Here is a 26,410-nt window from a genome sequence, read left to right on the forward strand (position 1 = left end):
AATACCGACTTTGTATGTGTGGACAATCGGCGATGCCGCAAGACACCGCTATTACCGCTGACTCTGCTGGCCGCGCGCGCGTGGCCGTTCGCGTACTGGCCGCGCTGGGCGCGGTGCTGGCGCTGGCGGCCGCCCCGGCGCGCGCCGCCTACAAGGTCGAAGTCGAGGCGCCCAAGCCGATCCGCGAGATGCTGGAAGAGCATCTGGACCTGGCACGCTACCAGGACCGCGCCGACCTTTCGCCGGACCAGCTCGACTATATGATCGAGACCGTCGGCGAGCAGGTGCGGGCGTTCACCTCAACCGAGGGCTACTTCGACCCGACCACCACCACCCGCGTGGAAGGCGAGGGCGACAAGCGCGTGGTCCACGTGATGGTCGACCCCGGCGCGCGCACGCTGATCCGCAATGTCGACGTCCAGGTGACGGGCCCGGCGGCCACGCGCTCGCCCGAACAGGTGGCCGAGCTGCAGGCCAAGTGGGGACTGCCGGTGGGCGAGCCGTTCCGGCAGGGTGACTGGGACAAGGCCAAGGAGGACGCGCTGGTCACGCTGCAGAGCCACAACTACTACGGCGCGCGCCTGGCCGCGTCGCAGGCGCGCGTGGAGCCGGACGACCAGCGCGCGGACCTGTCCGCGCATTACGCCAGCGGCCCGGCCTACCTGCTGGGGCCGCTGAAGGTGACCGGCACGCGCCGCTATCCGGAACAGATCATCTACAACGTCAACCCGCTGAACGAGGGCGAGCCGTACCGCGTGGAGCGGCTGCTCGAGCTGCAGCGCGCGATCCAGAACCAGCCGTACTTCTCCAACGTGCAGGTCGACCTGGAACCGCCCCCGGACGCCGACAAGGCGGCAGACGGCGTGGTGACCGCGCCGGTCTCGGTGCGCGTGCGCGAATATCCGGCGCACCGGCTCAACAGCGGCGTGGGCTTTACCACCGACACCGGCGCGCAGGTCGAAGGCCGCTATTCGTACTACAACCTGTTCAACCGCGCCTGGACCTTCGACTCGCAGGCGCGGCTGGAGCAGAAGCGCTCCTATCTGTTCGCCGAGGCCGCGATGCCGCCGGACCGGGGCAACTACCGCAACAGCGTGTACAGCAGCTACGAGCGCACCATCGACATCGAGAACACCGACACCACCAGCCTGCGCGCGGGCCTGAAGCGCTCGCGCTCGCGCGAGAAGTACGATGTGACGACGTCGCTGGATTTCTACTACGACAAGCTGCTGCCGGATGGCCAGGCCAGCCAGATCAGCAAGGCACTGGTGCCGGCCTTTGCCTGGACGCGGCGCGACGTCGACAATCCGGTGTTCCCGCGCCGCGGCAACGTCATCAGCACCCAGATCGGGGTGGCCGCCAGGGGTTTCCTCAGCGATGCCACCTTCCTGCGGCTGTACGGCCGTATCCGCCAGTACATACCGGTGGGCAAGCGCGACCTGGTGGTGGCACGGCTGGAACTCGGTGCCGACCTGACCGGCGACAGTTCCAGCCAGATCCCGGCCACGCTGCGCTTCCGCGCCGGCGGCACCGATTCGATTCGCGGCTACACCTACCAGTCGATCGGCACGCCCAGCGGCTCCAGCATCTTGCCGGCCAAGTACCTGGGCACCGGCAGCCTGGAGTACCAGTACTGGTTCAAGCCGGACTGGGGCGTGGCGGTGTTCTGGGATCTCGGCACCGCCGCCGACAACCTGCGCGGCGTGACCATCTACAACGGCGTGGGCGTCGGCGTGCGCTGGCGCACGCCGGTGGGCCCGCTGCAGCTGGACGTGGGCTACGGCATCCAGGAGCAGCAGTTCCGCCCGCATATCTCGCTGGGGGTGGCGTTCTGATGCGGCACCCTCGTCTTTCACGCCTGACCCGGACGCCGGCATGAGCGCCCACGATCTGCCTTCGGTGCCCGGCAGCGATTCGGCCCGGACTCCGACCCCGCCCGCGCCGCGCAGGCGGCGGCGGTTGTGGCGCGTGCTGGCCTGGCTGGCCGGCATCCTGCTGCTGCTGATGGTGGCGCTGGCGGCGGCGGGCGTGGCGGCGCTGCGCACCGAGACCGGCACCCGCCACCTGTGGACGCTGGCCACGCGGCTGTCGGCCGGCATGCTCAGCGGCCGCCTGGAAGGCGGCACCGTGGCGCACGGCCTGCGCCTGCGCGACGTGGTGTTCGCCAGCGGCCAGACGCGCGTGGCGGTGGACCGCGTGGATGGCAACTGGGTGCTCGGCTGGCAGGCACGGCACCTGCACGTGCAGTGGCTGCGCATCGGCAAGGCCGAAGTGAGGCTCGGCCCGTCCGAGCCGAGCACCGAGCCGATGCAGAAGCCCACCTCGCTCGAACTGCCGCTGGCCATCGATGTCGATTCGCTGACGCTTGAGCGGCTGTCGCTGCTGCAGGGCACGGCGCCCGCGGCCGAGCCGATGGTGTTCAGCAACCTGGCCGGCGCGCTGCACAGCGACGGCCAGCGCCACCGCGTCAGCGTGGACAAGCTGGAAACACCGTACGGCAAGCTGGCGGCCAACGCCCAGGTGGGCGCACGCGCGCCGTTTGCGCTCAGCGCCGAAGCCTTGCTGGAGAGCAGCTGGCAGGATGAGTCCTTTGCCGTCAACGCCACCGCCAAGGGCAACCTGGACGCGCTGCGCGCCGAACTGCAGGCCAGCGGCGACCGCATCCACCTGCGCGCCGGCGTCGACCTGATGCCGTTCGGCAAGGTGCCGTTCACGCACCTGCTGGTCGATGGCGATCGCATCAACCCGCGCCTGTTCAGCCCGTCGGCGCCCCAGGCCAACCTGACCGTGCATGCCGAACTGCGGCCGGTGGGCGGCGTGGCGGCATCGGCGCCGCCGGCGGCATCGGGGGTCTCCGCATCCGCCCCTGCCGCTGCGCCTGCGCCCGCACCGCTGGCTGTCGCCGGCGACATCGAGATCCGCAACCTGGAAGCCGGTCCGCTGGACAAGGAGCGACTGCCGGTGCAGTCGGTGCGCGCCCATGTCGAGCTGAGCGAGATGGCACAGGCCGTCTCGGACCTGCGCGTGGCGCTGGCCGGCAAGGCCGAGATCTCCGGCGGCGGTTCGCTGCGCGGCGGCCGGGGCGGTTTCGACCTGGACGTGCGCAGGCTGGACCCGGCCGCGCTGCATGGCTCGCTGACCAGCGCCAGCCTGTCCGGCCCGGTGGTGGTGCGGATGGAGCCGGGCCGGCAAAGCGTGGCGCTGGACCTGTCGGGCGGGCCGCTCAAGCTTTTCGCCGATGCCAGCATCGATGCCGAGGCGCTCACGCTGGCCACGCTGCGCGCCGCGGTGGGCCCGGGTCTGCTGACCGCGGAAGGCAAGCTCGGCCTGAAGGACAAGCAGCCGTTCAGCTTCAAGGGCAAGCTGGCCTCGTTCGATCCCTCGCGCCTGGCCAAGGTTGCCGCCGGCCGCATCAATGCGGACTTCACCACGACCGGCGAGATCGCGCCCGAGCTTGGCGTGGCGCTGGATTTCGCCGTGCATGAGAGCGAATACGCGGGCCTGCCGATGACCGGCGGCGGCAAGGTGCGCCTGGCGGGCGAGCGGCTCTTGCCGAGCGAGGCTTCGCTCAGCATGGCCGGCAACCAGGCCAACCTGCGCGGCAGCTTCGGCGCGCGCGGCGATGCGCTCAAGCTGGCGGTCGATGCGCCGCAGCTGGAGCGGCTCAAGTTTGGCGTGGCCGGCAAGCTCAAGCTCGACGCCACCATCACCGGCACGCTGAAGAAACCCGAAGTGGTGGCCGACTACAACGCGCAGGCGCTGGAAGTGGGCCCGCACAAGGTGGCCAGCGCCAGCGGCCGCGCCGAGGTGCGTGGCGGCCTGGACGGCCCGCTCTCGGTGCAGCTGGCCGCGCGCGACTACCGTGGCCCGCAGGCCAGCCTGAGCACGCTCGACGCCACGCTCAACGGCACCCAGGCCAACCATACCTTCGACGTCAAGGCGGCCGGCAGCCTGAACAAGCGGCCATTGCAGCTGGCGCTGGCGGGGCAGGGCGCGTGGAAGGGCAAGGACGGCTGGAACGGCACCATCCGCACGCTGGAAGAGCGCGGCACCGTCAACCTGCGCCTGGCCGCGCCGACGCAGCTGCTGGTGGCCGACCAGCGCGTGCGCCTGGGCGCAGCGCGCCTGCTGCTGGACCGCGCCACCCTGACCATCGACAGCCTGGACTGGGACCACGGCCGCATCCGCAGCGCGGGCAGCCTGGACGGCCTGCAGGTGGGCCATGTGCTGGAGCTGATGGAAACCATCACCGGCGAGAAGCCGCCGGTGCGCTCCGACCTGGTCATCGACGGCCGCTGGAACCTGGCGCTGGCCGAGACCGCGACCGGCTTTGCCGAACTGCGCCGGCGCAGCGGCGACCTCTCGGTCAACGCCGGCCGGGGCTTCACCACGCTCGGCCTGGGCGAGACCAGCCTGCGCGCCGACGCCGGCGGCAACCGCATCGCGCTGCGCGGCGGCATGGTGTCGGGCCGCATCGGCAAGGTGGTGGTGGACGCCTCCGCCGGACTGGTGCAGGAGCAGGGGCTACAGACCGTGGGCCCGGCCTCGACCCTGGGCGGCACGGTCACCGTCGACGTGCCGCGGCTGAAATCGCTGGAAGCGCTGACCGGCCCGCAGTACGCCTTCGACGGCAAACTGGCCGCGGCGATGCGCCTGGCCGGCACGATCGGCGCGCCGCTGCTGACCGGCACCGTCGACGGCGACAACCTCGCCGTCACGCTGTACGACCTGGGCCTGCGCCTGACCGACGGCACCGTGCGCGTGGTGCTGGACCAGAACACGGTCGAGCTCAAGCACGTGGAATTCCACGGCGGCGACGGCAAGATCACCGCCACCGGCAACGTCAAGCTGGGCGAGGCCGATCCCAACCTGACCGGCAAGATCGTCGCCGACAAGCTGCAGCTGTTCGCCAGCCCCGAGCGCACGCTGGTGGTCTCGGGCGATGCCACCATCGCCAACGAGAACAAGCAGGTCGTGATCCGCGGCAAGATCCATGTCGACCGCGGCCTGTTCGACCTGCCCAAGGCCGGCGCGCCGGTGCTGGGCGACGATGTGGTGGTGATCCGGCGCAAGGACCAGCGTGCCGTGAAGACTGCCGCCACGCAGGCGCCGGAGACCAAGCCGGCAAGCAAGTTCAGCCCGGTGATCGACCTGACCGTGGACCTGGGCAACAACTTCCGCTTCCGGGGCGCGGGCGCGGACCTGTTGCTGGCCGGCCAGATGGGTGTCAAGAGCGAACCCCTGGCACCGATGAAGGCCACCGGCACGGTGCGCGTGACCGACGGCACTTATGAAGCCTTCGGGCGCAAGCTCGACATCGAGCGCGGCATCATCAACTTCAACGGCCCGATCGACAACCCGAACATGAACATCCGCGCCATGCGCCGCAACCAGGAAGTGGAGGCGGGCGTGGAGGTGACCGGCACGGTGCGGCTGCCGCGCGTGCGGCTGGTGTCGGAACCCAATGTGCCGGATGAGGATAAGCTCTCGTGGCTGATGTTCGGCTACGGCGCCGAAAGCGCCGGTGCCGGCCAGCAGCGCCAGCTGGGTGGTGCCGCGCTGGGCGGCGCGGCGCTGGGCATGATCGGCGGCAAGGCCGGCAAGGGCATCGTGCAGCATTTCGGCATCGACGAATTCTCGATCGGGCCCAGCACCGCGGGTCTCAATGACCAGCAGGTGGTCAGCATGGGCAAGGCCATTACCGAGCGTATGTCGGTAGGCTATGAGCAGAGCCTGACATCGGCCTCGAACGTGGTGAAGCTGACCTGGCAGTTTTCACGGCGCTGGTCGCTGATTGCCAAGGGCGGGTCCATCAACGGTTTGTCGGTCTTGTTCAACCGCCGCTTCGACAGCTGGGCGAACCTGTTCAGCGGGACCTCGGGTCGCAGCGACACCAGAAGGAGCCAGCAGGATGAGAGCCAGCCAACCAGTCCCGACAGCGCGGCACAGGCAGCCTCGGCAGCCATCGCCGAGCCCGTGCGCCGCTGACGGACGCCCCGCAACTTTCGCGTCGCCGCGACGCCTTGCCGCCATGGGACTCTTTGCCTCTTTGCTTGCGTTGTTCGGCTGCGACCAGCAGAAGGTCGATGAAGCCATGAAGAAGGCGGGCGACACCGCCCGCAACACCTGGAACGCGATCAAGCCCGACAGCGAGCTGTTCAAGGGCATCGTTCCCGGCCAGTCCACCGAGGAAGACCTGCGGCGCCAGGCCGGCAAGCCGGAGATCGTCTGGGAAGAAGCGGACGGCGGGCGCCGGCTTGAATACCCGCGCGGCCCGGAGGGCACTACCACCTGGATGGTCACCATCAGCGCCGATGGCAAGGTCGCGAAGATCGAGCAGGTGCTGTCAGCCGAGAACTTCGCCCGCGTGCGCGCCGGCATGAGCAAGGACGACATCCGCCGCTTGCTGGGCAAGCCCACCAAGGTGGAGGCGTTTGCGCTGAAGAAGGAAGAGGTATGGGGCTACCGCTGGATGGAAACCTCCACCGACAAGGCCTTCTTCAACGTGCATTTCAACAGCGACGGCACCGTCACCACGACCTCGCGCAGCGACGATCCGTCGAAGATGCAGGGCGGCTGACGCGCGCCCCGGTCGTCAGTGGAGCAGGTGGCAGGCGGCCACGTGCGCCGGCGCGGCTGAGCCGGCGGCCGGGTCCAGCCGCAGCACGCGGGGGATCTCGGTGGCGCAGGCCGGCACCGCGCGCGGGCAGCGCGGATGGAACTTGCAGCCCGCTGGCGGGTTCAGCGCCGAGCCGATATCGCCCAGGATCAGCCCCTCGGCCGGCTGGTGGTCGGGGTCGGGCCGCGGCGCCGAGCCCAGCAATGCCTGCGTGTAGGGGTGGCGCGGGGTGCTGAACACCGCCGCGCTGGGCCCGCTTTCGGCCATATTGCCCAGGTACATCACGCCCACCGCCGAGCTGAAGTGCTCCACCAGCGCCAGGTCATGGGCGATCACCACATAGGCCAGGCCGAAGCTGCGCTGGATATCGGACAGCAGGTTGACGATCTGCGCCCGGATCGAGACATCCAGCGCCGAGGTGGGCTCGTCCAGCACGATCAGCCGCGGCTGCAGCGCCAGCGCGCGCGCCACGGCAATGCGCTGGCGCTGGCCGCCGCTGAACTCGTGCGGGTACAGGTCGAGCGCGCCGGGCGGCAGGCCGACGATCTCCAGCAGCTCCAGCAGCCGGCGGCGCAGCGCGGCGCGGTCGCCGCCCTGGCCGTGCGCAAGCAGCGGCTCGGCCAGCAGCATGCCCACTTTCAGGCGCGGATTGAGCGACGAGGACGGATCCTGGAACACCGCCTGCACCTGGCGCCGGTAGCCCAGCACGCCCTTGCGGTCCAGCGCCAGCACGTCCTGGCCGTCGAAGCGGATGGTGCCGGCGCTGGGGCGCTCAAGCAGCAGCAGCTGCCTGGCGATGGTGGTCTTGCCGCAGCCGGACTCGCCCACCAGCGCATAGGTCTGGCCGGCATCCACGGCAAAGCTGACGCCGTCGACGGCGCGCACGGTGCCGCCGCCGCGCGCGGGGAAATGCTTCTTCAGGTTTTCGACTTCGAGCAGCATGGCCGCCTCCTGGGTTCTCAGCCGGCCGACGCCAGCCAGCAACTGACCTTGTGGCCCGATTCAAGTTCGATCTCGGGGGGATAGGCGTCATCGCACAGCGGCTTGCGGTGCGGGCAGCGCGCCGCGAAGCGACAGCCGTGCGGCGGGTCGATCAGGCTGGGCGGGCTGCCCTGGATGGCGTAGAGCCGCTCGCGCTTTTCGCCGAAGTGGGGAATGGCCTGGAGCAGGGCCTGCGTGTAGGGATGGGCGGGGCGCTGGTACAGTGTGCGCACATCGCCGGTCTCGACAATGCGCCCGGCGTACATCACCGCGACCCGGTGGCAGATGCTGGCTGCCACGCCCAGGTCGTGCGTGATCAGGATGATGCCGACACCGGTCTGCGCCTGGATCTTGCGGAACAGCGCCATGATCTGCACCTGGATGGTCACGTCCAGTGCCGAGGTGGGCTCGTCCGCCACCAGCAGGCGCGGCGCGCTGGCGATGGCCATGCCGGTCACCACGCGCTGGCGCATGCCGCCGCTGAACTGGTGCGGATAATCGTCCAGCCGCGTCTCGGGCGAGGGGATGCGCACGCTGTCCAGCACCTGCACCACCTGGCGCCGGCGCGCCTCGCGGCTGTCGGCGCGGCCGTGGTAGCGCAGCGGTGCGCCGACCTGGTCGCCCACCGTGAAGACCGGGTTCAGCGAGGTCAGCGGATCCTGCGAGATCATCGCGATCTTGCGGCCGCGGTACTGCGTGCTCATGGTCTTCTCGGGCAGCTGCAGCAGGTCAACGCCATCGAGCAGCACCTTGCCGCCCAGTTGCACGCCGCCCTGGCGCGGCAGCAGGCGCAGGATCGACAGGATGGTCATGGACTTGCCGGAGCCGGATTCGCCCACCACGCCCAGGGTCTCGCCCTCATGCACGTGCAGGTCGACCCCGTCCACGGCGCGCACCGTGCCGCGGCGCAGTCCTAGGTGCGTGGTCAGCCCCTGCACCGACAGCATGGGCGCGCCGCGGGGGGAGCCCCCGGCGGCGGGCGAGGGCGACGGGCATTGCGTCACGTGCGGATCGGGGCCGGTCATAGCTGCCTCCTTTTCGGGTCGAAGTGGTCGCGCAGCCAGTCGCCCAGCAGGTTGGACGCCAGGCAGGTGGCCATGATGGCCAGTCCGGGCATGGTGATGGCCCACCATGCGTTGGTGATGTAGTTGCGCGCATCGGCCAGCATCAGCCCCCACGACACATCGGGTTGCTGGATGCCCAGCCCGAGAAAGCTGAGCGAGGCCTCGAAGATGATCACCTGGCCCACCTGCAGCGTGGCCAGCACCAGCAGGGTGTTGAGCAGGTTGGGCAGCAGGTGGCGGCGGAAGATGGTGAGCGTGCCGCAGCCGGCCACGCGCGCCAGCGCCACGTAGTCGCGCTGCTTGAGCGACATCACCTCGCCGCGCACGATGCGCGCGTACCAGGTCCAGTAGGTCACCACGATCACCAGCACCACGGTGTTGAAGCCCGGGCCCAGCACCGCGGCCAGCACCAGCGCCAGCGCCAGCGCGGGGATCGACATCTGGATATCGACCAGCCGCATGATGAGCGCGTCCAGGCGTCCGCCGAAGTAGCCGGCCAGCATGCCGGCGGCGGTGCCGATGCCGCCCGAGATCAGGATCGCGTACAGCGCGACCACCAGCGAGATGCGCGTGCCGGCCATGATGCGCGAGAGCAGGTCGCGCCCCATGTTGTCGGTGCCCAGCGGATAGGCCCAGCTGCCGCCCGCCAGCCAGGCCGGCGGCTGGAAGGCCAGGCCGAGGTCGAGGCCGTTGGGGTCGTGCGGCAGCAGCGCCTCGCCGCCGACGGCGCAGACCAGCAGCACGGGGAAGATTGCCAGCGCAAACCAGGGCAGGCCACCCAGGTCACGCCGCTGGCGCTTGCGGGCCGGCGCCGCCGTGGCGCTGGCAGGAGGAACGGCGATCTCAGGCATGGCGGATCCTCGGGTCGATCAGGCCGTAGCTCAGGTCGACCAGCAGGTTGGACAGCACGAACAGCACGGAGGTGAGCATCACGCCCGCCTGCACCACGGGAAAATCGCGCGCGAACACGGCCTCGACCACGGTGCGGCCGACGCCTGGCCAGGCGAAGATGACTTCGACCACGAAGGCGCCGCCCAGCATCGCCGCGAAGTACACACCGAGGATGGTCACCAGCGGAATCGCCGCATTGCGCAGCGCGTACTTCCAGATCAGCACGTGCTCGGGCAGGCCCATGGCGCGGCCCATGCGGATGTAGTCGCTGTCCAGCACATCCAGCATGGCCGAGCGCACCACGCGGGTCTGCGCGGCCACCGGATACCAGCCCAGCGCAATCGCGGGCAGCACCAGGCTGTTCCACGATTCGCGCCCGAACGCGGGCAGCCAGTTCAGCTGCACCGCGAAGAACAGGATCAGCAGCAGTCCGACCCAGAAGTTGGGCATGGCCTGGCCGAGCATGGCGAAGACCTTGGCAAAGCGGTCGAACCAGGAGCCGCGGTAGACCGCCGACAGCACGCCGAACGGCACCGCCATCGCAATCGAGAAGCCCAGCGCGGCCAGCGCCAGTTCCACCGTGGCCGGCAGCCGCTCCAGGATCAGCCCCAGTGCCGGTTCCTGCCAGCGGTAAGAGTTGCCGAAGTCGCCGGTGACGGCATGGCCGAGGAAGACCAGGTACTGCGCCACCAGGGGCTGGTCCAGGCCGAGATGGCGGCGCGTTGCCTCGATCACCTGTGGCGGCGCGTCGGCCGGCAGCAGCAAGGCAAGCGGGTCGCCGGACAGGCGCGAGATCAGGAAGATGATCACGCTCGCGCCAAGGATGCTGATCAGGCCGTGCAGCAGGCGTTTTGCAATAGGCATGACAGGCTCCGTCGGAGATTCGTCAGCGGGGATGCCGCGTCCGGCACGGGCGCCGGGCGCGGCGGCGGATCAGCGCTGCTTCCAGCTGACTTCCTGGAATGAGCGCCAGTAGTCGCGGATGGGCCAGGGCACGTAGTCGATCTTGTTGTCGCGCCAGGCAAAGGTCACCAGCGGCCGGTAGGTCGGCAGGCCGCCCAGCATGCGCTCCTGCTTGAGCCGCGCGATCTGGCGCAGCAGCGCGGTGCGCGCCGCGGGGTCCATGGTCTGACGCTGCTTCTCCAGCAGCGCGTCGACCTCGGGGTCGCTGGTGTAGGAATAAGTGCCCCAGCCGCCGCCGCTCTGGTAGCTGTGCAAATGGCCGGACCAGGCCAGTCCCGGGTCGCCGGGCAGGCCCTGCGACCACATCCAGCTCAGCACGCCGTCCATCTCCGGCGGGCCTGAGCGGCCGCGCTTGCCCAGGCTGATCCAGGCCCCGTACTCCAGGTTGCGCACCTGGCAGCGGATGCCCACGGAACTCAGGTAGGCATACATGGCTTCGCCCACTTCCTTCACGCCCGGTTCGCGCGGCGTGGTGAGGTTGTAGCAGGGGGTCTCGAAGCCATTGGGGTAGCCCGCCTGCCTGAGCAGCTCGCGCGCACGCTTCTGGTCGAAGGCGTAGGGCTTGAGTTCGGGGTCGTAGCCATTCGACTCCTTGCCCACCTGCGCATAGCGCTCGCCCTGGCCGAACAGCACGCGCTTGATGATGGCGTCGACGTCGATGGCGTGCGCGGCCGCCTGCCGCACGCGCACATCGTTGAACGGCGACTTCGGCATCTGCGTGTTGAAATTGAGGAAGAGGTTGTTGCCGCTCACCAGCGTGACGGTCTTCACGCCCGGCATCTTCTTGAACTCTTCGACCATCGAAGGCGGTACGTTGTCGATGAAATCGACCTTACCGGTCTTGAAGGCCGCCACCCGGGTCAGGTCCTCGGGAATCACCTTGATGGTCAGTTCCTTGACGCCGGGCCGCTTTTCCTTGTTCCAGTAGCCGTCAAACGCTTCCAGCTTCAGCTCGTCCTTGACCGTGCGCGAGACAAACTTCCATGGGCCGGTGCCGACCGGCTTGCGGGCGAACTCTTCTTCGCCGACCTTCTGGATGTACTTCTTGGGCATGGCCCACAGCTGCATGTTGCCGACGATGAACTGCGCATCCGGCTCCTTGAAATGCAGCCTGAAGCGGTGCGCATCCACGATCTCGAAACGCTCGACCGACGAGACATAGTGCGAGAAGAAGCTGCTCTTGGGGTCGCGCTGGCGTTGCCAGGAGAACTCGAGGTCCTCGGAGGTCAGCGGGTCGCCGTTGTGGAAGCGCACGCCCTTGCGCAGCTGCACGTCGAGAACGGGCTTGCCGTCCTTGCCGGTTTCCAGCTTCCAGTTCTCCGCCAGCCAGTTCTCGTCCTTGAGCGCGGCATTGCGGCGCACCAGCATCTCGAAGATCTGGCCGACAAAGTAGTGGTCGACGCCGGCCGAGATCTTGACCGGATCGAGCGTGGTCGACTCCGCGCCGAAGGCGACGGTGAGGCTGCCGGTGGCCGGCGAGGGCGGGGCGGCCTGGGCCGCGGGGATGGTGGCGGCGGCCAGCATGCCGGCCAGCAGGCGGCGCCGGGCGGCGTCGGTCAACTTCACTTGCATGGTGCTCCTCCTGTTGCGCCGTCTCGTGGCGGCGCTGTTGGTGTGGATAACGGATGCGCTCAGCGCGGGAAGCTGCCTTCCAGCTGGCGTACCACCTCCAGCAGGCGCGGGCGCACCTCGTCGAGCAGGAATGAAGGGGACAGGCGGAACGACGGTCCGCCCACGTTGAGGGCCATGGGCGGCATGCCATGGCCGGGCTCGAAGCCGCGCGCGATGCCGTTGACGTCTGGCTGCCAATCGCCCATCGAGCAGGTCACGCCCAGGGTGAGGTGGTCCGCCAGGCCCTGTTCGATGCCCTGGCGCAGGCGCGGCCACGCCATGTCGTCGACGTCGCGCACCTGTTCCATGAAGGCCTGCCGCTCTTCGTCCGGCACCACCGCCAGCCAGGCGCGGCCGATGGCCGAGGTGGCGACCGGAATGCGCGAGCCGGTATCGAGCGTCAGCGCAATCGCGGCGCAGCTGCGGCAGTGCTCGACATAGATCATCGAGAAGCGGTCGCGCGTGCCCAGCGACACCGTGCCGCCGGAAAAGTCCGCCAACTCCTGCATCAGCGGTCGCGCCACCTTGCGGATGTCCAGCCGCGACAGCATGGCGCTGCCCAGCCGCAGGCAGGCCGTGCCCAGGCTGTACTTGTGGCTGCCTTCGGCCTGCGCCAGGTAGCCCAGCCGGGTCAGGGTGGAGGTCAGGCGCGATACGGTCGACTTGGGCAGCCCGCAGCGCCGGGCGATTTCCTGGTTGCCCAGCACGCGGTCGCTGGTGCGGAAGCAGGCCAGCACTTCCAGCCCGCGCGCCAGCGCGGTGACGAAGTGGCGGTCTTCCTTGAAGGCATTGCCGGTGGATCGGTCCTGCATAACCGTTGGCTCCCTCGTTGTGCCGTTGCACGCCAGCCGCGCTTGTTCGACGCGCAGGCGTGCCGGACGCGCGCGCGGCGTCCTGGTCCGGTACGGCGGTACTACCCGACAGCGGTCCCGTTCAGCCGCCGGCCTCGGTATCCAGCAAGGCCTGCAGCTCGACCTTGCGCACCTTGCCGGTGGCGGTCAGCGGGAACTCGGGCAGGATGCGGATCTCGGGCACCTTGTAGACCGCCATCTGCTCGCGGCACCATGCATGCAGCGTGTCGGCAGTGATGCCGTCGGCGTGCTCGGCGCGCAGGCGGATAAAGGCCACCGGCACCTGGCCCTTGTCCGGGTCGGGGCGGCCCACCACGGCCGACCCCAGCACCGCCGGGTGGCGCGACAGCAGCACCTCCAGCTCGGACGGGAACACGCTCATGCCGCGCACCTTGAGCATCTCCTTGCGCCGTCCCAGGAAATGCAGGTAGCCCGCCTCGTCATAGGCGCCGATATCGCCGGTGCGGAACCAGCCGTCGCGGAATACCTCGGCATCGACGTCGGGGCGGCCCCAGTAGCCCTTGAACAGCGACGGCGTGCTGACCACGATCTCGCCTTCCTCGCCGACCGGCAGCACCGCGCCGGTGTCGAAGTCGCAGATCTTGATGCGCGTGCCCGGCACCGGCAGGCCGACAAAGACCGGGCGGCCGCGCAGGTCCATGTCGTCGTCCTGCATGCCGGTGGTGAAGGTGTCGCTGGTATGGGTCTCGGTCATGCCCCAGGCGCCTTCGGCAATGATGCTGCCGGTCAGCGCGTGCCAGCGCTGGCGGATGTCGGGGGTGATCTTGCGGATGAACGAGGCGGCGCGCGTGTGCTGCAGCGAACGCAGGTCGTAGCGGCCGGATTCGGGGTGGTTCATCAGTTCGACCGCGTTGTCCACCACCACGAAGGTGCGGTTGACGCGATAGCGCTCGATCGCGGCCATTACCGCCACCGGGTCCCAGCGCGCCAGCAGCACCACGGTCGCGCCGCTGAAGATCGGATAGATCAGCCCGAGGTTCTCGCCCGCGATCCAGAACATCGGCAGGAAGTTCAGCATCACGTCGTTCGAGCCCTCTGCCAGCCGTTCCGCATCGACACCGCCGGTGAGCGCGTAGGAAGCCGCTGCGGTGTAGACCATGTCGCGCTGCGTGTGCATGCAGCCTTTGGGCAGGCCGGTGGTGCCGCCGGTGTAGTTCAGCGCGGCCAGCGCGTCCATGTCGACCGGGGGCAGTGCGACCGGCGTGGTGTCGCGCAGCGCCTGCAGCAGGTCGATGGTGCCTTCCACTGCCAGCGGAGGCGCGTCGAGGCCCGCTGGCAGCGGCAGGTCCGGCTGCGCCGGCAGCATCGCGCCGGCACTGGTGGTGTAGACGGTGTGCAGCCGCGTCTGTGCGCGCACCGACATCAGCAGCGGCGCAAGCTGGTCCTGCACGATGGCGGTGGTGGCGCCGGCATCGTTCAGTTCGTAGACCAGCTCCTGTTCCTTGAAGAGCGGGTTGACCGGCACATAGACCGCGCCCAGCTTCAGGATACCGTAGAAGACCACGTGGAATTGCGGGCAGTTGCCCATCATCACCGCCACCCGGTCGCCCGCGCCCACGCCGCGGTCCTTGAGCAGCGCGGCGCAGCGCTCGGACAGGTCGTCGAGCTCGGCATAGGTCACGGTGGTGCCGTACCAGACCAGCGCGGCGTGGTCCGGGCGCTTGCGCGCCCACGCGCGCAGGTAGTCGCCCAGCGGAGCCTCGCCATGGGGATAGACCGGTGCATCGGGCAGGCCTGCGGGCCAGATCTTGCGATGCCGGGCTTCCAGGTCCTCGAAGAACGCCTGTTCGTTCATCTGCTGTCTCCTCTTGCTTTCGCTCTGGTTCTGTCTGCCGCCGCGCCTACCAGGCGTCGACGAAGGTGCGCATCGGGCGCTGGGGATTGGCGGCACCGGCCTCGAGCCCGCTGACCACCCACTGGCGGGTGGCGGCAGGGTCGATCACGGCGTCGAGTTCCAATGCCGCAGCGGCGTTGATGGCATGGCCGCGCTCGTACATCTGCGCCACCAGCTGCTGGTACAGCGCATCGCGCTGCGGGCCGGCCGGCAGCGCTTCCAGCTCCTTGCGGAAGCCCAGCCGCACCGCGCCCTCCAGGCCCATGCCGCCGAATTCGCCGGTTGGCCACGAGACCGTGAAGGTCGGCGCGCGGAAGCCGCCCGCGGCCATCGCCATCGCGCCCAGGCCGTAGCCCTTGCGCAGCACCACCGCCAGGAACGGCACGCGCAGCTTGGCGCCGGCGACGAACATGCGCGACACATGGCGCACCTGGGCGCGGGCCTCGACCTCCGGGCCCACCATGAAGCCCGGAGTGTCGATCAGCGATACGATCGGCAGCCCGTGCGCATTGCACACCTGCATGAAGCGCGCGGCCTTGTCGGCGGCGTCGGCATCGATGGCGCCGCCGAGGTGGCGCGGGTTGTTGGCGAGAATGCCCACGGGCCGGCCTTCGATGCGCGCCAGCGCGGTGTGGATGCCGGTGCCGAAGCCGGCGCGCAGTTCCAGCACGCTGCCCGCGTCGGCCAGGCCGGCGATGGCGGCGCGCGTGTCATAGACGCGCAGGCGGTTTTCCGGCACCACCTGGCGCAGCGCCAGCGCGTCAGGCGCCTGCCAGTCGTCGACACGGCCCTGGAACATCGACAGGTAATGCCTGGCCGCGGCCACCGCGTCGGCCTCATCGTCGACCAGCAGGTCGACCACGCCGTTGTGGTACTGCACCGTGGCCGGGCCGATGTCCTCGGGGCGGAACACGCCCAGGCCGCCGCCTTCGATCATGGCCGGGCCGGCCATGCCGATGTTGGCGTTGCGCGTGGCGATGATCAGGTCGCAACAGCCCAGCAGCGCGGCATTGCCGGCAAAGCAGCGCCCGGATGCGATGCCCACCACCGGCACTTCGCCGCTCAGCTCGGCGAAGGCGGCGAACGAAGGCTGGTACAGGCCGGCCACGGTGGGGAAGTCGATGTCGCCCGGGCGGCCGCCGCCGCCTTCGGCAAAGATCACCGTCGGCAGCCGGTTCCGCAGCGCCACCTCCAGGATGCGGTCGGTCTTGATATGGTTGCGCTTGCCCTGGGTGCCGGCCAGCACGGTGGCGTCGTAGGCCAGCACCGCGCAGCGCGCGCGCTCCGGTGCGAACAGGCTGCCGTTGACGGCGCCGGTGCCGGTGATCAGCCCGTCGGCAGGGGTGTTGGCGATCAGGTCGGCCTCGCTGCGCCGGCTGGCCTGTGCCGCCAGCGCCAGGCCGCCGTATTCGCGGAAGCTGCCGGCATCGCACAGGTCGTCGACGTTCTCGCGCGCGGTGCGCTGGCCGCGCGCATGGCGGCGTGCCACGGCCTCGGGGCGGGCCGCGTCGTACAGGAAGGCATGGCGGTCGAGCACGCGCTGCAGGTCGGCGCGGATCGCTGACGGGTCGGTGTGCTCGGCCTCGCCGTCGGCATGGGCGCCAGCGTCGGCAGGCTCCAGCACCAGCATGACCTGGCCCTCGGCGACTTGCTCGCCGGAAGCGGTGCGCAGGTCGATCACGCGGCCCGCGTGCTCGGCCACGATGGCATGTTCCATCTTCATCGCATCGAGCACGGCCACGGTCTGGCCAGCCTTGACCAGGTCGTTCTCGCGCGCCAGTTCGATCACGCGTCCGTTCATGGGCGCGCGCACCGCGCACAGGCCCTCGCCCAGTTGCTCCTCGAAGCTTGCCGTGCTGGAAGGTGCCGCCACCCTGGGGGCGCTGCCTCCTGCGAGGGCCTGCCGCGCCGCGTCGTGCGCCGCAATCTGCGCGGCGCGTTCCAGCAGGGCGGGCAGCGCGGCTTCCATATAGCGCGTATGCACGTGCTGGCTGGCAAAGTCGTCGCGCTCGGCCAGCGCCCGCAGCAGGTCGAGGTTGGTGGCGATGCCGCCGATATTGAATTCCCCGAGCGCGCGCTGCAGGCGCCGCACTGCGTCAGCGAAGTTGTCGCTGACCGAGGTGACGATCAGCTTGGCCAGCAGCGTGTCGTAATGCGCGGACGGTGCATAGCCGGTATAGCCGTGGGTGTCGACGCGCACGTCCGGCCCGGTGGGCGGATCGAAGCGCTCCAGCCGCCCCTGTGCCGGGCGTGCCAGCCCTTGCGCATCGGTGGCCTCGGCATTCACGCGCACCTGGATGGCATAGCCGCGCACGCGCGGCGGGTGCTGCGGGTCCAGCCCCAGTTCCGCCAGGCGCCGGCCTTCGGCCAGCCCCAGCTGCACGGCCACCAGGTCCATGCCGGTGACCTGCTCGGTGACGGTGTGCTCGACCTGCAGGCGCGGGTTGGCTTCGATAAAGACAAAGGGCAGGGCCGCGCCATCGCGGCGCGCACCGTCCTCGGGCTCTTCGACCAGGAATTCAAACGTGCCCAGGCTGCGGTAGCGCGCTTCGCGCGCGAGCGTGCAGGCGGCATCGACAATGCGCTGGCGCAGCGCCGGATCGAGCGCCGGGCTGGGCGCGATCTCGACCACTTTCTGGAAACGGCGTTGCAGCGTGCAGTCACGCTCGCCCAGTGCGATCACATGGTGGCCGTCGCCGGCGATCTGCACTTCGATATGGCGCGCGCGGGCCACCAGCCGTTCGGCGTAGATGGCATCGATGCCGAAGGCCGAGCGTGCTTCGGAGCGGCAGCGCGCATAGGCTTCGGGCAGCGCGTCGCGCTCGCGCACCACGCGCATGCCACGCCCGCCGCCGCCGCCCACCGCCTTGAGCACCACGCCGGCGCCGTCCTGTTCGTCGAAGAATGCGGTCACCGCATCGAGCGTGGCGCCGCCCGCGGTGGCGGGCATCACCGGTACGCCGCAGCGCGCGGCCAGCGCCAGCGCGCGGCCCTTGTCGCCGAACAGGGCCAGCTGCTCGGGCTCGGGGCCGACAAAGACGATCTCCGCGGCTGCGCAAGCGCTGGCAAAGTCGGCGCGCTCGCTGAGAAAGCCATAGCCAGGGTGGATGGCGTCGCAGCCGGTGGCGCGCGCTGCGCTGATGATGGCGGGAATGTCGAGATAGGCAGCGGCCCCCTGGCCCTGCAGCGCAACAGCTTCGTCGGCCAGCAGGCGGTGCCGGCTGGCATCGTCGTCGGTGGCATAGACCGCCACGGTGGCGATGCCAAGGTCTCGTGCGGCGCGTTGCACGCGCAACGCAATCTCGCCACGATTGGCGATCAGGAGCTTCTTCACAAATGTCCCCTTCCATGCGAAGCGGCATCGCGCAAGCAGCGTTGCGTGGCCGGCTTCTGTTTTTTGGTTGGTGATTCTGCGAGGTGGAATCTACGCGGCTCGTCCAGGGGTCACAAGCGCGATGCGCCGGAACCATGTATGACATGCCGCGCGTGCATAGCGCGGGAGCAAGGGGGAGGGGGAAGGGCTGCCCGTTCTGTTCTGCATTGCAGAATCTCGGGCGGTGTGGCGGGTCGATCCAGAGGCCTGGCTGGCCTTGGATCGCTACCGATGGAACGCGCGGAACATGGCGTTACCGCGGATTTGCCGCCCTCTCCCGACAGCGGGAGAGGGGAACGGCGATGAGTGCCCTGCTTCAGCCGATGCGCATGCCCGGCACCGCGCCCTCGTGCGGCTCCAGGATATACAGGCCCGGCGCGGCCTTCTCATCCGCCGCAGACGCAGCCAGCACCATGCCTTCGGACACGCCGAACTTCATCTTGCGCGGGGCCAGGTTGGCCACCACCACGGTCAGCTTGCCGACCAGCTGCTCCGGCGTGTAGGCCGACTGGATGCCGGAGAACACGTTGCGGGTGCGGCCTTCGCCCAGATCCAGCGTCAGCTGCAGCAGCTTGTTCGAACCTTCCACCTTCTGGCATTCGACAATCTTCGCGACGCGCAGGTCCACCTTGGCGAAGTCGTCGATGGTGATGGTGTCGGCGATCGGCTCGATCGCCGCGCCCGCGGCGGCCGGCGCCGCGGTTGCCTGCAGCGATTCGCGGTTGGCAGCCAGCAGCGCATCGACCTGCTTGGCATCGACGCGCGTCATCAGGTGCTGGTAGGCCTGCACCGGGCTGGCAGCCGACAGCTGCTTGTCGATGGCACGCCAGTCCAGCGGCTCGACGTTCAGGAAGCGCTCAACGCCGGCAGCCACGTTCGGCACCACCGGCTTCAGGTAGACCGTCAGCAGGCGGAAGGCTTCCAGCGAGACCGAGCATGCCGCATGCAGCGCCGCGCGCTTGTTTTCGTCCTTGGCCAGTTCCCACGGCTTCTCGGTGTCGACGAAGGCGTTGACCGCATCGGTCAGCTCCATCACCAGGCGCAACGCCTTGCTGTACTCGCGGGTTTCGTAGAGGTGTGCGACCTGCGGTGCGGCCTGGCGCAGCTGCTCGAGCAGCGGGTGGGCCAGCGCGGCTTCGTCGACCTTGCCTTCGAAGCGCTTGACCAGGAAGCCCGCGGCGCGGCTGGCGATATTGACGTACTTGCCGATCAGGTCGCTGTTCACGCGCGCAATGAAGTCATCGAGGTTCAGGTCGAGGTCTTCCATGCTCGCGTTGAGTTTGGCGGCGAAGTAGTAGCGCAGCCATTCCGGGTTCATGCCGGTGTCGACATAGCTCTGCGCGGTGATGAAGGTGCCGCGCGACTTGCTCATCTTGGCGCCGTCCACGGTCAGGAAGCCGTGGGCGAACACATTGGTCGGGGTGCGGTAGCCCGAGAAGCGCAGCATCGCCGGCCAGAACAGCGTGTGGAAGTACAGGATGTCCTTGCCGATGAAGTGGTACTGCTCGGCGGTGGAATGCGGGCCGACCCAGGCGTCGAAGTCGATGCCCTTCTTCGCGGCCAGGTTCTGGAAGCTGGCGTAGTAGCCGATCGGGGCGTCCAGCCACACGTAGAAATACTTGCCGGGCGCGCCGGGGATCTCGAAGCCGAAGTAGGGCGCATCGCGCGAGATGTCCCAGTCGGACAGGGTCGAGGCCTCGCCCTCGGCGCCCAGCCATTCCTGCATCTTGTTGGCGGCTTCGGGCTGGGCCAGGTCGGCCACCCATTCGCGCAGGAAGGTCTCGCAGCGCGGATCGGACAGCTTGAAGAAGTAATGGGCCGACGACTTGCGCACCGGCGTGGCGCCGGACACCACCGAATACGGGTTCTTCAGGTCGGTCGGCACGTAGGTGGTGCCGCAGACCTCGCAGGAGTCGCCGTACTGGTCCTTGGCGCCGCACTTGGGGCACTCGCCCTTGATGAAGCGGTCCGGCAGGAACATGTTCTTGACCGGGTCGAAGAACTGCTCGACCTCGCGCTCGGCGATCAGGTCCTCGGCCTTCAGGGCCAGGTAGATCTTTTCGCACAGCTCGCGGTTTTCTTCCGCGTCGGTGCTGTAGTAGTTGTCGAACGACACCAGGAAGCTGTCGAAGTCGCGCTTGTGCTCGGTCCAGACGCGGTCGATCAGTGCCTTGGGCGTGATGCCTTCCTTCTCTGCGCGCAGCATGACCGGCGTGCCGTGGGTGTCGTCGGCGCCGACGTAGTAGACCTCGTTGCCCATCATGCGCTGGAAACGCACCCAGATATCGGTCTGGATGTATTCCACCAGGTGGCCGATATGGATCTGGCCGTTGGCATAAGGCAGGGCGGATGTGACGAGGATGCGACGTGCGGTCATAAACAGGAGCCGGTCAGGAGCGGGGAAGTATCAGGGGACGGCGCCAGCCAGGAGGGGAGGCGCGTGCCGGGAAGGGGCTATTTTAGCAACTGGCCAGCGCCTGCGCGCGGTTCCGCATGGCGGAATGACGAAGCCGGCGGATCCGTTCGGCCAAAAAAAAGCGCCGGTCAGAGCCGGCGCAGCTTTCCACAACGGAAAAGGAGGAGAAATCAGGTACCGCCCGGGAGGTCAGCCACCCATCGCGAGCCAGCAACGGTGGCAAGCGGCACCTGTTTCTATGACTAGGTCATCCTTGAATTGGTTTCAAAAAAATTTCGACGCGGCGATTTTGTGCCCGTCCGGCCTCCGAGCCGTTGTCCGCAACTGGCTGGGATTGCCCGCGCCCTTCGGCCGTCAGGCGGTTGCGTGCGACGCCGCGATCACCCAGGTAGCCGGCCACGCTCTGGGCGCGGCGCTGCGACAGCTGCATGTTGTAGCTGGGGTTGCCGGTGCTGTCGGTATGGCCCACCACGTTGGCGCTCACGTCCTGGTGCTGGCCCAGGGTCTGCGCGACCTGGTCGAGCACCGAGCGGAACGACGGCTTGATGGTGGCGCTGTCGGTATCGAAGGTAACCTGGCTGGGGATGTTGACCTTGAGCGTGCCATCCGGCTGCTCGGTGATCTGGGTGCCCGTGCCCGCGGTGTCCTTGTTCAGCTTGCCGCGGATGGCGTTCCAGTTGTAGCCGGTTGCGCCGCCGATGGCACCGCCCACTGCCGCGCCCACCAGCGTGCCGGTGGTATTGCCGCCGATCAGGTTGCCAAGCCCGGCGCCGACCGCGGCGCCCACGCCGGTGCCGACTGCCGTATGGGTCTGCTGTTCAGTGGCGCAACCTGCGGCCAGCAGCGTGGCAGCGGCGAGCGAGACAGTAACGAGCTTGATCTTCATGCTTTCTCCTTCTGATGTTCCCGTAAATGTTCTTGGTACCGCATCGCGATGGTAACGCCAAGGCTAGCGGCAGGTAACCCTTTGTACGCGTCGGGCCCGGCCGGTGCGGGCAACCGCCTGCGATGCCGGCGTACCGGGCCGTCCAACCGCACTACAATATGGATATGGCGGCGCGCGCACAAGTGCAAGCTTGTGAGATTTGTAAATGTCTGTAATCCCACACCCAATGCAGGGTATTGCGCGCGGATTTCCGGCGTTCATGGCCGGTGCTGCATACTTTGATACATTAGGCGCAGGCCATCATGCGCCAATCCCCCAAATCATCGAAGCGGAGTTTGTCTTGAGCGTCAGCACTGAGCAGGTCACCGAAGCCCTGCGCACCGTCATCGATCCCAATACGGGCAAGGACCTGGTGTCCACCCGCTCGGCCAGGAATATCCGCGTCGACGGCGGCGATGTCTCGCTGGAAGTCGAACTCGGCTACCCCGCGAAGAGCCAGTTCGATCCGATCCGCAAGCTGGTGGTTGCTGCGGTGCGGCAAGTGCCGGGCGTGAGCAATGTCAGCGTCGCCGTGACCATGAAGATCGTCGCGCACGCGGTGCAGCGCGGGGTCAAGCTGCTGCCGGGCGTGAAGAACGTGATTGCGGTGGCGTCGGGCAAGGGCGGGGTGGGCAAGTCCACCACGGCCGTGAACCTGGCGCTGGCGCTGGCGGCAGAGGGCGCGCGCGTCGGCATGCTCGACGCAGACATCTACGGCCCGAGCCTGCCGATGATGCTGGGCATCGACGGCCGCCCGGAATCCGCCGACGGCCAGACCATGGAGCCGCTGGAAGGACATGGCCTGCAGGCCAACTCGATCGGCTTCCTGATCGAGCAGGACAACCCGATGGTATGGCGCGGCCCGATGGTGACCTCGGCGCTGGAGCAGCTGCTGCGCCAGACCAACTGGCACGACCTGGACTACCTGATCGTCGACATGCCGCCGGGCACCGGCGATGTCCAGCTGACGCTGTCGCAGAAGGTGCCGGTCACCGGCGCGGTGATCGTCACCACGCCTCAGGATATCGCGCTGCTGGATGCCAAGAAGGGCCTGAAGATGTTCGAGAAGGTGGGCATTCCCATCCTGGGCATCGTCGAGAACATGGCGGTCTACTGCTGCCCGAACTGCGGCCATGTCGAGCATATCTTCGGCCACGGCGGCGGCGAGAAGATGTGCGCCGACTACGGCGTTGACCTGCTGGGCAGCCTGCCGCTGAACCTGCAGATCCGCGAGCAGGCCGACTCCGGCCGTCCGACCGTGGTGGCCGAGCCCGACAGCCCGGTGGCCGAGATGTACCGCGCCATCGCGCGCAAGGTGGCGATCAAGGTCGCCGACAAGGCGCGCGACATGACCAGCAAGTTTCCGAGTATCGTGGTGCAAAACACCTGAGCGCGCGCCGCGCGCAGCAACCATGGCAAGCCAGCCTGCCCCCGACCTGCCGGCACCCGCTGCCCGCCCCGCCGTGACCATGGCGGTGGTGATGCGCAAGGTCGCGCTGGCCAACCGCTGGCAGCCGTGGAAGTGGGAGCTGGACGCGGTGCTGCCGGACCTTGGCGAGTTCGGCACGCACCCCGTGTGCCTGGAGCACGACGCCCACGGCGCGCACTGGCTGTACCCGGGGTTCGAGGTGACGCTGTTCCGCGACCAGGGCGAAGGCTATTACCTGAACCTGACTTCGACCACGCCGTGCTGGTTCGTGCTGTGGCGCATGCCGGAGGACGAAGTCCCTGGCGAAGAGGCCCATCCGGTGCCGATGACCGTGACGCTGTCGTACAACGAGGCTGGCCGCTGGCTCGATGCCGGCGAGACCGTCGAGAACGTGCCGCTGGCGCCCGAGCAGCGGGAGTGGCTGCAGGCCTATGTCGACCAGCACTACCGGCCCGAGCCCAAGCAGCGGCGCCGGCCCGAATCCTTCAAGGCGCCGGAAGACCGCGCCCGCTACTGATTACTGATCCTGACGACCTGAGCTTGCCCTGCCGATGAGCGATTCGTCCTTCCTGTCGCGCTGGTCGCGCCGCAAGGCCGCGGTGCGGGAGGGCGTGCCCGTGCCGGCAGAGCCGGCACCACCAGCGCATGCCGAAGCCGTCCCCGCGACCACCGGCGCAGCACCCGAAGCGCCGCAGGTACCGGCCCCGACGCTGGAGGACGTGGCCGCGCTGCGCCCCGGCGACGAGATCGCCCGGTTCGTGGCCCGCGGCGTGGATGAGTCGGTCAAGCGCGCGGCGCTGAAGACGCTGTTCGCCGATCCGCACTTCAACGTGATGGACGGGCTCGACATCTATATCGACGACTACAGCAAACCCGATCCGATCCCGCCGGAAATCCTGCGCCAGCTGCGCCAGTCCGAGACACTGGGCCTGTTCGAGCCGACCGACGAGGAACGCGCGGCGGCACAGGCCGCGGCCGCCGCCGCGGGGCCTGTGGATGTACCGCCGGCGGCGCCCGCCGAGTTCGCCGAATCCGGCGAGACCGCCGACACTACGGACATACCCGCACCAATCGAAACGCCGCAGCAAACTGTAAGTCAAAGCGCAGAACAGGGCCTGCAAGACCCGGATAAATGCGCGTAGCCTCACAGGTGCAGCGCAGCCTACAATAGGCATCCCCACAATCCGCCGGCCCGCAGACCCCTCACCAAGAAGGACGTCCGGACCGGTCAGCCGCATTCGCCATGCCGACGCTGATCTGCAACTGCAACGACACCATGCCGCTTGACGGGGCGGCATTGTCCGAAGCAACCAAGGACGCCAACCAGGGCCCCTTGAAGGTCCATCGCCTGCTGTGCCGGCGCGAGATCGGCGACTTCACCGCCGCGCTCGACGGCACCGACGACGTCATCGTCGCCTGCACCCAGGAACGCCAGCTCTTTACCGAAGTCGCAGCGCAGGCCGCGCAGGGCAGCGATGGCCGCCCGGTGGTGACCGCGCCGGTGCGCTTCGTCAATATCCGCGAGACCGGCGGCTGGTCACAGGGCGCCCGGCGCGACCCGAAGACCGCCAATGCCAAGATCGCCGCGCTGCTGGCCGTGGCCGCGCTGCCCGAACCTGACCCGGTGCCGGTGGTGGATTACCGTTCCGACGGCGCGGTGCTGGTGCTGGGCCCGGCCCAGCGGGCGCTGCCGTGGGCCGAGCGGCTGGCCGCGATGCAGCTGGAGGTCACGGTGCTGCTGACCGGCAGCGACAGGCGTGAAGGCGCCGCCGCGCAGCCGGCGGCGCGCGCTTATCCCGTTCACAGCGGCCGGCTGGCCTCGCTGACAGGCTGGCTGGGAGCGTTCGAGGCCAGCTGGGAGACCGGTGCCGGCCGCAGCAACCCGATCGACCTGGACCTGTGCACCCGCTGCAACGCCTGCATCGACGCCTGTCCCGAGGACGCGATCGACTTCAGCTACCAGATCGACCTGTCGCGCTGCCGCTCGCACCGTGCTTGCGTGCGCGCCTGCGGCGCCGCCGCGGCGATCGACTTCGACCGCCCGCAGGGCACAGTGCAGGGACGCTTCGACCTGGTCTTCGACCTGTGCGACACGCCTGCCTTCACCATGCACCAGCCGCCGCAGGGCTACCTGCACGCCGGCACCGATGCCGCGCGCCAGCAGGCCCAGGCGCTGATGCTGGCGGGGCTGGTGGGCGAGTTCGAGAAGCCCAGGTTCTTCCGCTACAAGGAAAACCTGTGCGCGCATGGCCGCAACCAGACTACCGGCTGCACCGCCTGCATCGACATCTGCTCGACCGAGGCCATCGGCTCGCGCTGGCATGACGGCAAGGGGCGCATCGAAGTCACGCCCAACCTGTGCATGGGCTGCGGCGCCTGCACCACCGTCTGCCCGAGCGGGGCCATCAGCTATGGCTACCCGGGGCCGGAGGTGACCGGCGCGCGCCTGCGCACGCTGCTGTCGGCGTACCGCCAGGCCGGCGCACGCGATCCGGTGGTGCTGCTGCATGGCGAGGAATATGGCACGCCGGCGCTGCTGGCGCTGGGCCGTTCCGCCCGCGGCGGCAAGGCCAAGGGCGTGCCCGCCAATGTGATGCCGTTGTCGCTGTTCCACCCGGCCTCGGCCGGGCTGGAGTTGTGGCTCGCCGCGCTGTGCTGGGGCGCCAGCCGCGTAGCGGTGCTGCTGACCGGCGAGGAGGCACCGCAGTACCGCACCGCGCTGCTGGAGCAGATCGCGGTCGGGCGCGCTCTGCTGGCGGGCCTGGGCTATGACGGCGAGGTGCTGTCGCTGGTCGAGGCCGCCGATACCCCGGCGCTGGATGCCGGCCTGGCGGCGCTGCGCCCGGGCCGCAACGCGCTGCCGCCGGCGCCGTTCGGCCCGGTCGCGGCCAAGCGCGAGATGCTGGACTTTGTGCTGGACCACCTGGCCCGGCACGCGCCGGTGCCCGCGCCAAGCGTGCCGCTGCCGGCCGGCGCGCCGATCGGCGCGATCGCAGTGGATACGGGCAAGTGCACCATGTGCATGGCCTGCGTCGGCGCGTGCCCGTCGCAGGCGCTGCGCGACAATCCCGAGCGCCCGGTGCTCAGCTTTATCGAGCGCAACTGCGTGCAATGCGGGCTGTGCGAGAAGACCTGCCCGGAAGACGCCATCAGCCTGGTGCCGCGCCTGCTGGCCGGCGACGCGGCGCGCCGCCCGGTAACCCTCAACGAGACCCAGCCGTTCCATTGCATCCGCTGCGCCAAGCCGTTCGGCACGGCGCAGATGGTGGAGTCGATGCTGGTGCGCCTGGCCGGCCATCCCGCATTTGCCGGCGCCGCGGCCGAGCGCCTGAAGATGTGCCCTGACTGCCGCGTCATCGACATGATAGAGCGCGATACGGGAACCGCCACCGGCGCCACGCTGCGCTGACGGCGGCGGGGCCACCCAGGACA

17 protein-coding genes are annotated in these 26,410 nt (G+C 68.9%); 7 read left to right on the forward strand and 10 right to left on the reverse strand.

The genetic code is table 11. From position 1 onward, the window contains the following. Nucleotides 1-32 precede the first annotated feature (32 nt). The 3 genes from AC3WLE_RS05020 to bamE are packed head-to-tail and all read left to right on the forward strand — an operon-like array spanning nucleotide 33 to nucleotide 6,580. Nucleotides 33-1,835, forward strand: a complete 1,803-nt coding sequence (locus AC3WLE_RS05020) for an autotransporter assembly complex protein TamA (RefSeq protein WP_492356526.1) — start codon at nucleotides 33-35, stop codon at nucleotides 1,833-1,835. A 40-nt stretch (nucleotides 1,836-1,875) separates the two neighbouring features. Further along, nucleotides 1,876-5,988, forward strand: a complete 4,113-nt coding sequence (locus AC3WLE_RS05025) for a translocation/assembly module TamB domain-containing protein (protein ID WP_492319723.1) — start codon at nucleotides 1,876-1,878, stop codon at nucleotides 5,986-5,988. A gap of 43 nt (nucleotides 5,989-6,031) precedes the next feature. Further along, nucleotides 6,032-6,580 carry an outer membrane protein assembly factor BamE domain-containing protein gene (gene bamE, locus AC3WLE_RS05030; RefSeq protein ID WP_492319724.1) on the forward strand — a complete coding sequence of 183 codons (549 nt, stop codon included), beginning with the start codon at nucleotides 6,032-6,034 and terminating at the stop codon, nucleotides 6,578-6,580. 15 nt (nucleotides 6,581-6,595) lie between these two features. On the opposite strand, the gene AC3WLE_RS05035 is transcribed toward bamE, so the two are convergent. From AC3WLE_RS05035 to AC3WLE_RS05080, 10 genes are all read right to left on the reverse strand, one after another. After that, nucleotides 6,596-7,561 (reverse strand): ABC transporter ATP-binding protein, encoded by a 966-nt coding sequence (locus AC3WLE_RS05035; RefSeq protein WP_492319725.1) that lies wholly within the window; start codon nucleotides 7,559-7,561, stop codon nucleotides 6,596-6,598. A 17-nt stretch (nucleotides 7,562-7,578) separates the two neighbouring features. Beyond that, nucleotides 7,579-8,625, reverse strand: coding sequence for an ABC transporter ATP-binding protein (locus tag AC3WLE_RS05040; protein ID WP_492319726.1), 1,047 nt, complete (start codon nucleotides 8,623-8,625; stop codon nucleotides 7,579-7,581). Then, on the reverse strand, nucleotides 8,622-9,515 hold the full coding sequence (locus tag AC3WLE_RS05045; protein WP_492319727.1) for an ABC transporter permease: 894 nt from the start codon (nucleotides 9,513-9,515) through the stop codon (nucleotides 8,622-8,624). The genes AC3WLE_RS05040 and AC3WLE_RS05045 overlap by 4 nt, the downstream gene beginning before the upstream one ends. Further along, a complete protein-coding gene (locus tag AC3WLE_RS05050) occupies nucleotides 9,508-10,419 on the reverse strand; it encodes an ABC transporter permease (protein ID WP_492351163.1) in 912 nt (303 codons plus the stop codon). The genes AC3WLE_RS05045 and AC3WLE_RS05050 overlap by 8 nt, the downstream gene beginning before the upstream one ends. A 69-nt stretch (nucleotides 10,420-10,488) precedes the next feature. Continuing rightward, nucleotides 10,489-12,090 carry an ABC transporter substrate-binding protein gene (locus AC3WLE_RS05055; RefSeq protein WP_492356525.1) on the reverse strand — a complete coding sequence of 534 codons (1,602 nt, stop codon included), beginning with the start codon at nucleotides 12,088-12,090 and terminating at the stop codon, nucleotides 10,489-10,491. A 59-nt stretch (nucleotides 12,091-12,149) separates the two neighbouring features. After that, entirely contained in the window at nucleotides 12,150-12,941 is a 792-nt protein-coding gene (locus AC3WLE_RS05060; protein ID WP_492319730.1) for an IclR family transcriptional regulator, read from the reverse strand. Between the two features lie 121 nt (nucleotides 12,942-13,062). Next, entirely contained in the window at nucleotides 13,063-14,796 is a 1,734-nt protein-coding gene (locus tag AC3WLE_RS05065) for an AMP-binding protein (protein WP_492319731.1), read from the reverse strand. A gap of 46 nt (nucleotides 14,797-14,842) precedes the next feature. Beyond that, nucleotides 14,843-18,169 (reverse strand): acetyl-CoA carboxylase family protein, encoded by a 3,327-nt coding sequence (locus AC3WLE_RS05070; RefSeq protein ID WP_492356524.1) that lies wholly within the window; start codon nucleotides 18,167-18,169, stop codon nucleotides 14,843-14,845. 355 nt (nucleotides 18,170-18,524) lie between these two features. After that, on the reverse strand, nucleotides 18,525-20,585 hold the full coding sequence (gene metG / locus AC3WLE_RS05075; RefSeq protein ID WP_492356523.1) for a methionine--tRNA ligase: 2,061 nt from the start codon (nucleotides 20,583-20,585) through the stop codon (nucleotides 18,525-18,527). A 286-nt stretch (nucleotides 20,586-20,871) separates the two neighbouring features. Then, complete coding sequence (locus tag AC3WLE_RS05080) at nucleotides 20,872-21,510, reverse strand: YiaD family glycine zipper/OmpA-like lipoprotein (RefSeq protein ID WP_492319734.1); 639 nt, start codon at nucleotides 21,508-21,510, stop codon at nucleotides 20,872-20,874. A gap of 340 nt (nucleotides 21,511-21,850) precedes the next feature. On the opposite strand from AC3WLE_RS05080, the gene apbC reads away from it, so the two are divergent. From apbC to AC3WLE_RS05100, 4 genes are all read left to right on the forward strand, one after another. Next, nucleotides 21,851-22,939: an iron-sulfur cluster carrier protein ApbC gene (gene apbC, locus AC3WLE_RS05085; RefSeq protein ID WP_013952601.1), complete on the forward strand. Its 1,089-nt coding sequence runs from the start codon at nucleotides 21,851-21,853 to the stop codon at nucleotides 22,937-22,939. A gap of 22 nt (nucleotides 22,940-22,961) precedes the next feature. Next, a complete protein-coding gene (locus tag AC3WLE_RS05090) occupies nucleotides 22,962-23,495 on the forward strand; it encodes a DUF3305 domain-containing protein (protein ID WP_492356364.1) in 534 nt (177 codons plus the stop codon). Between the two features lie 34 nt (nucleotides 23,496-23,529). Next, nucleotides 23,530-24,120 carry a DUF3306 domain-containing protein gene (locus tag AC3WLE_RS05095; protein ID WP_492356365.1) on the forward strand — a complete coding sequence of 197 codons (591 nt, stop codon included), beginning with the start codon at nucleotides 23,530-23,532 and terminating at the stop codon, nucleotides 24,118-24,120. 101 nt (nucleotides 24,121-24,221) lie between these two features. Next, complete coding sequence (locus AC3WLE_RS05100) at nucleotides 24,222-26,387, forward strand: 4Fe-4S binding protein (RefSeq protein ID WP_492356366.1); 2,166 nt, start codon at nucleotides 24,222-24,224, stop codon at nucleotides 26,385-26,387. Nucleotides 26,388-26,410: the final 23 nt, after the last annotated feature.

It is taken from the genome of Cupriavidus sp. FW306-1B-F12B, from assembly GCF_058781795.1.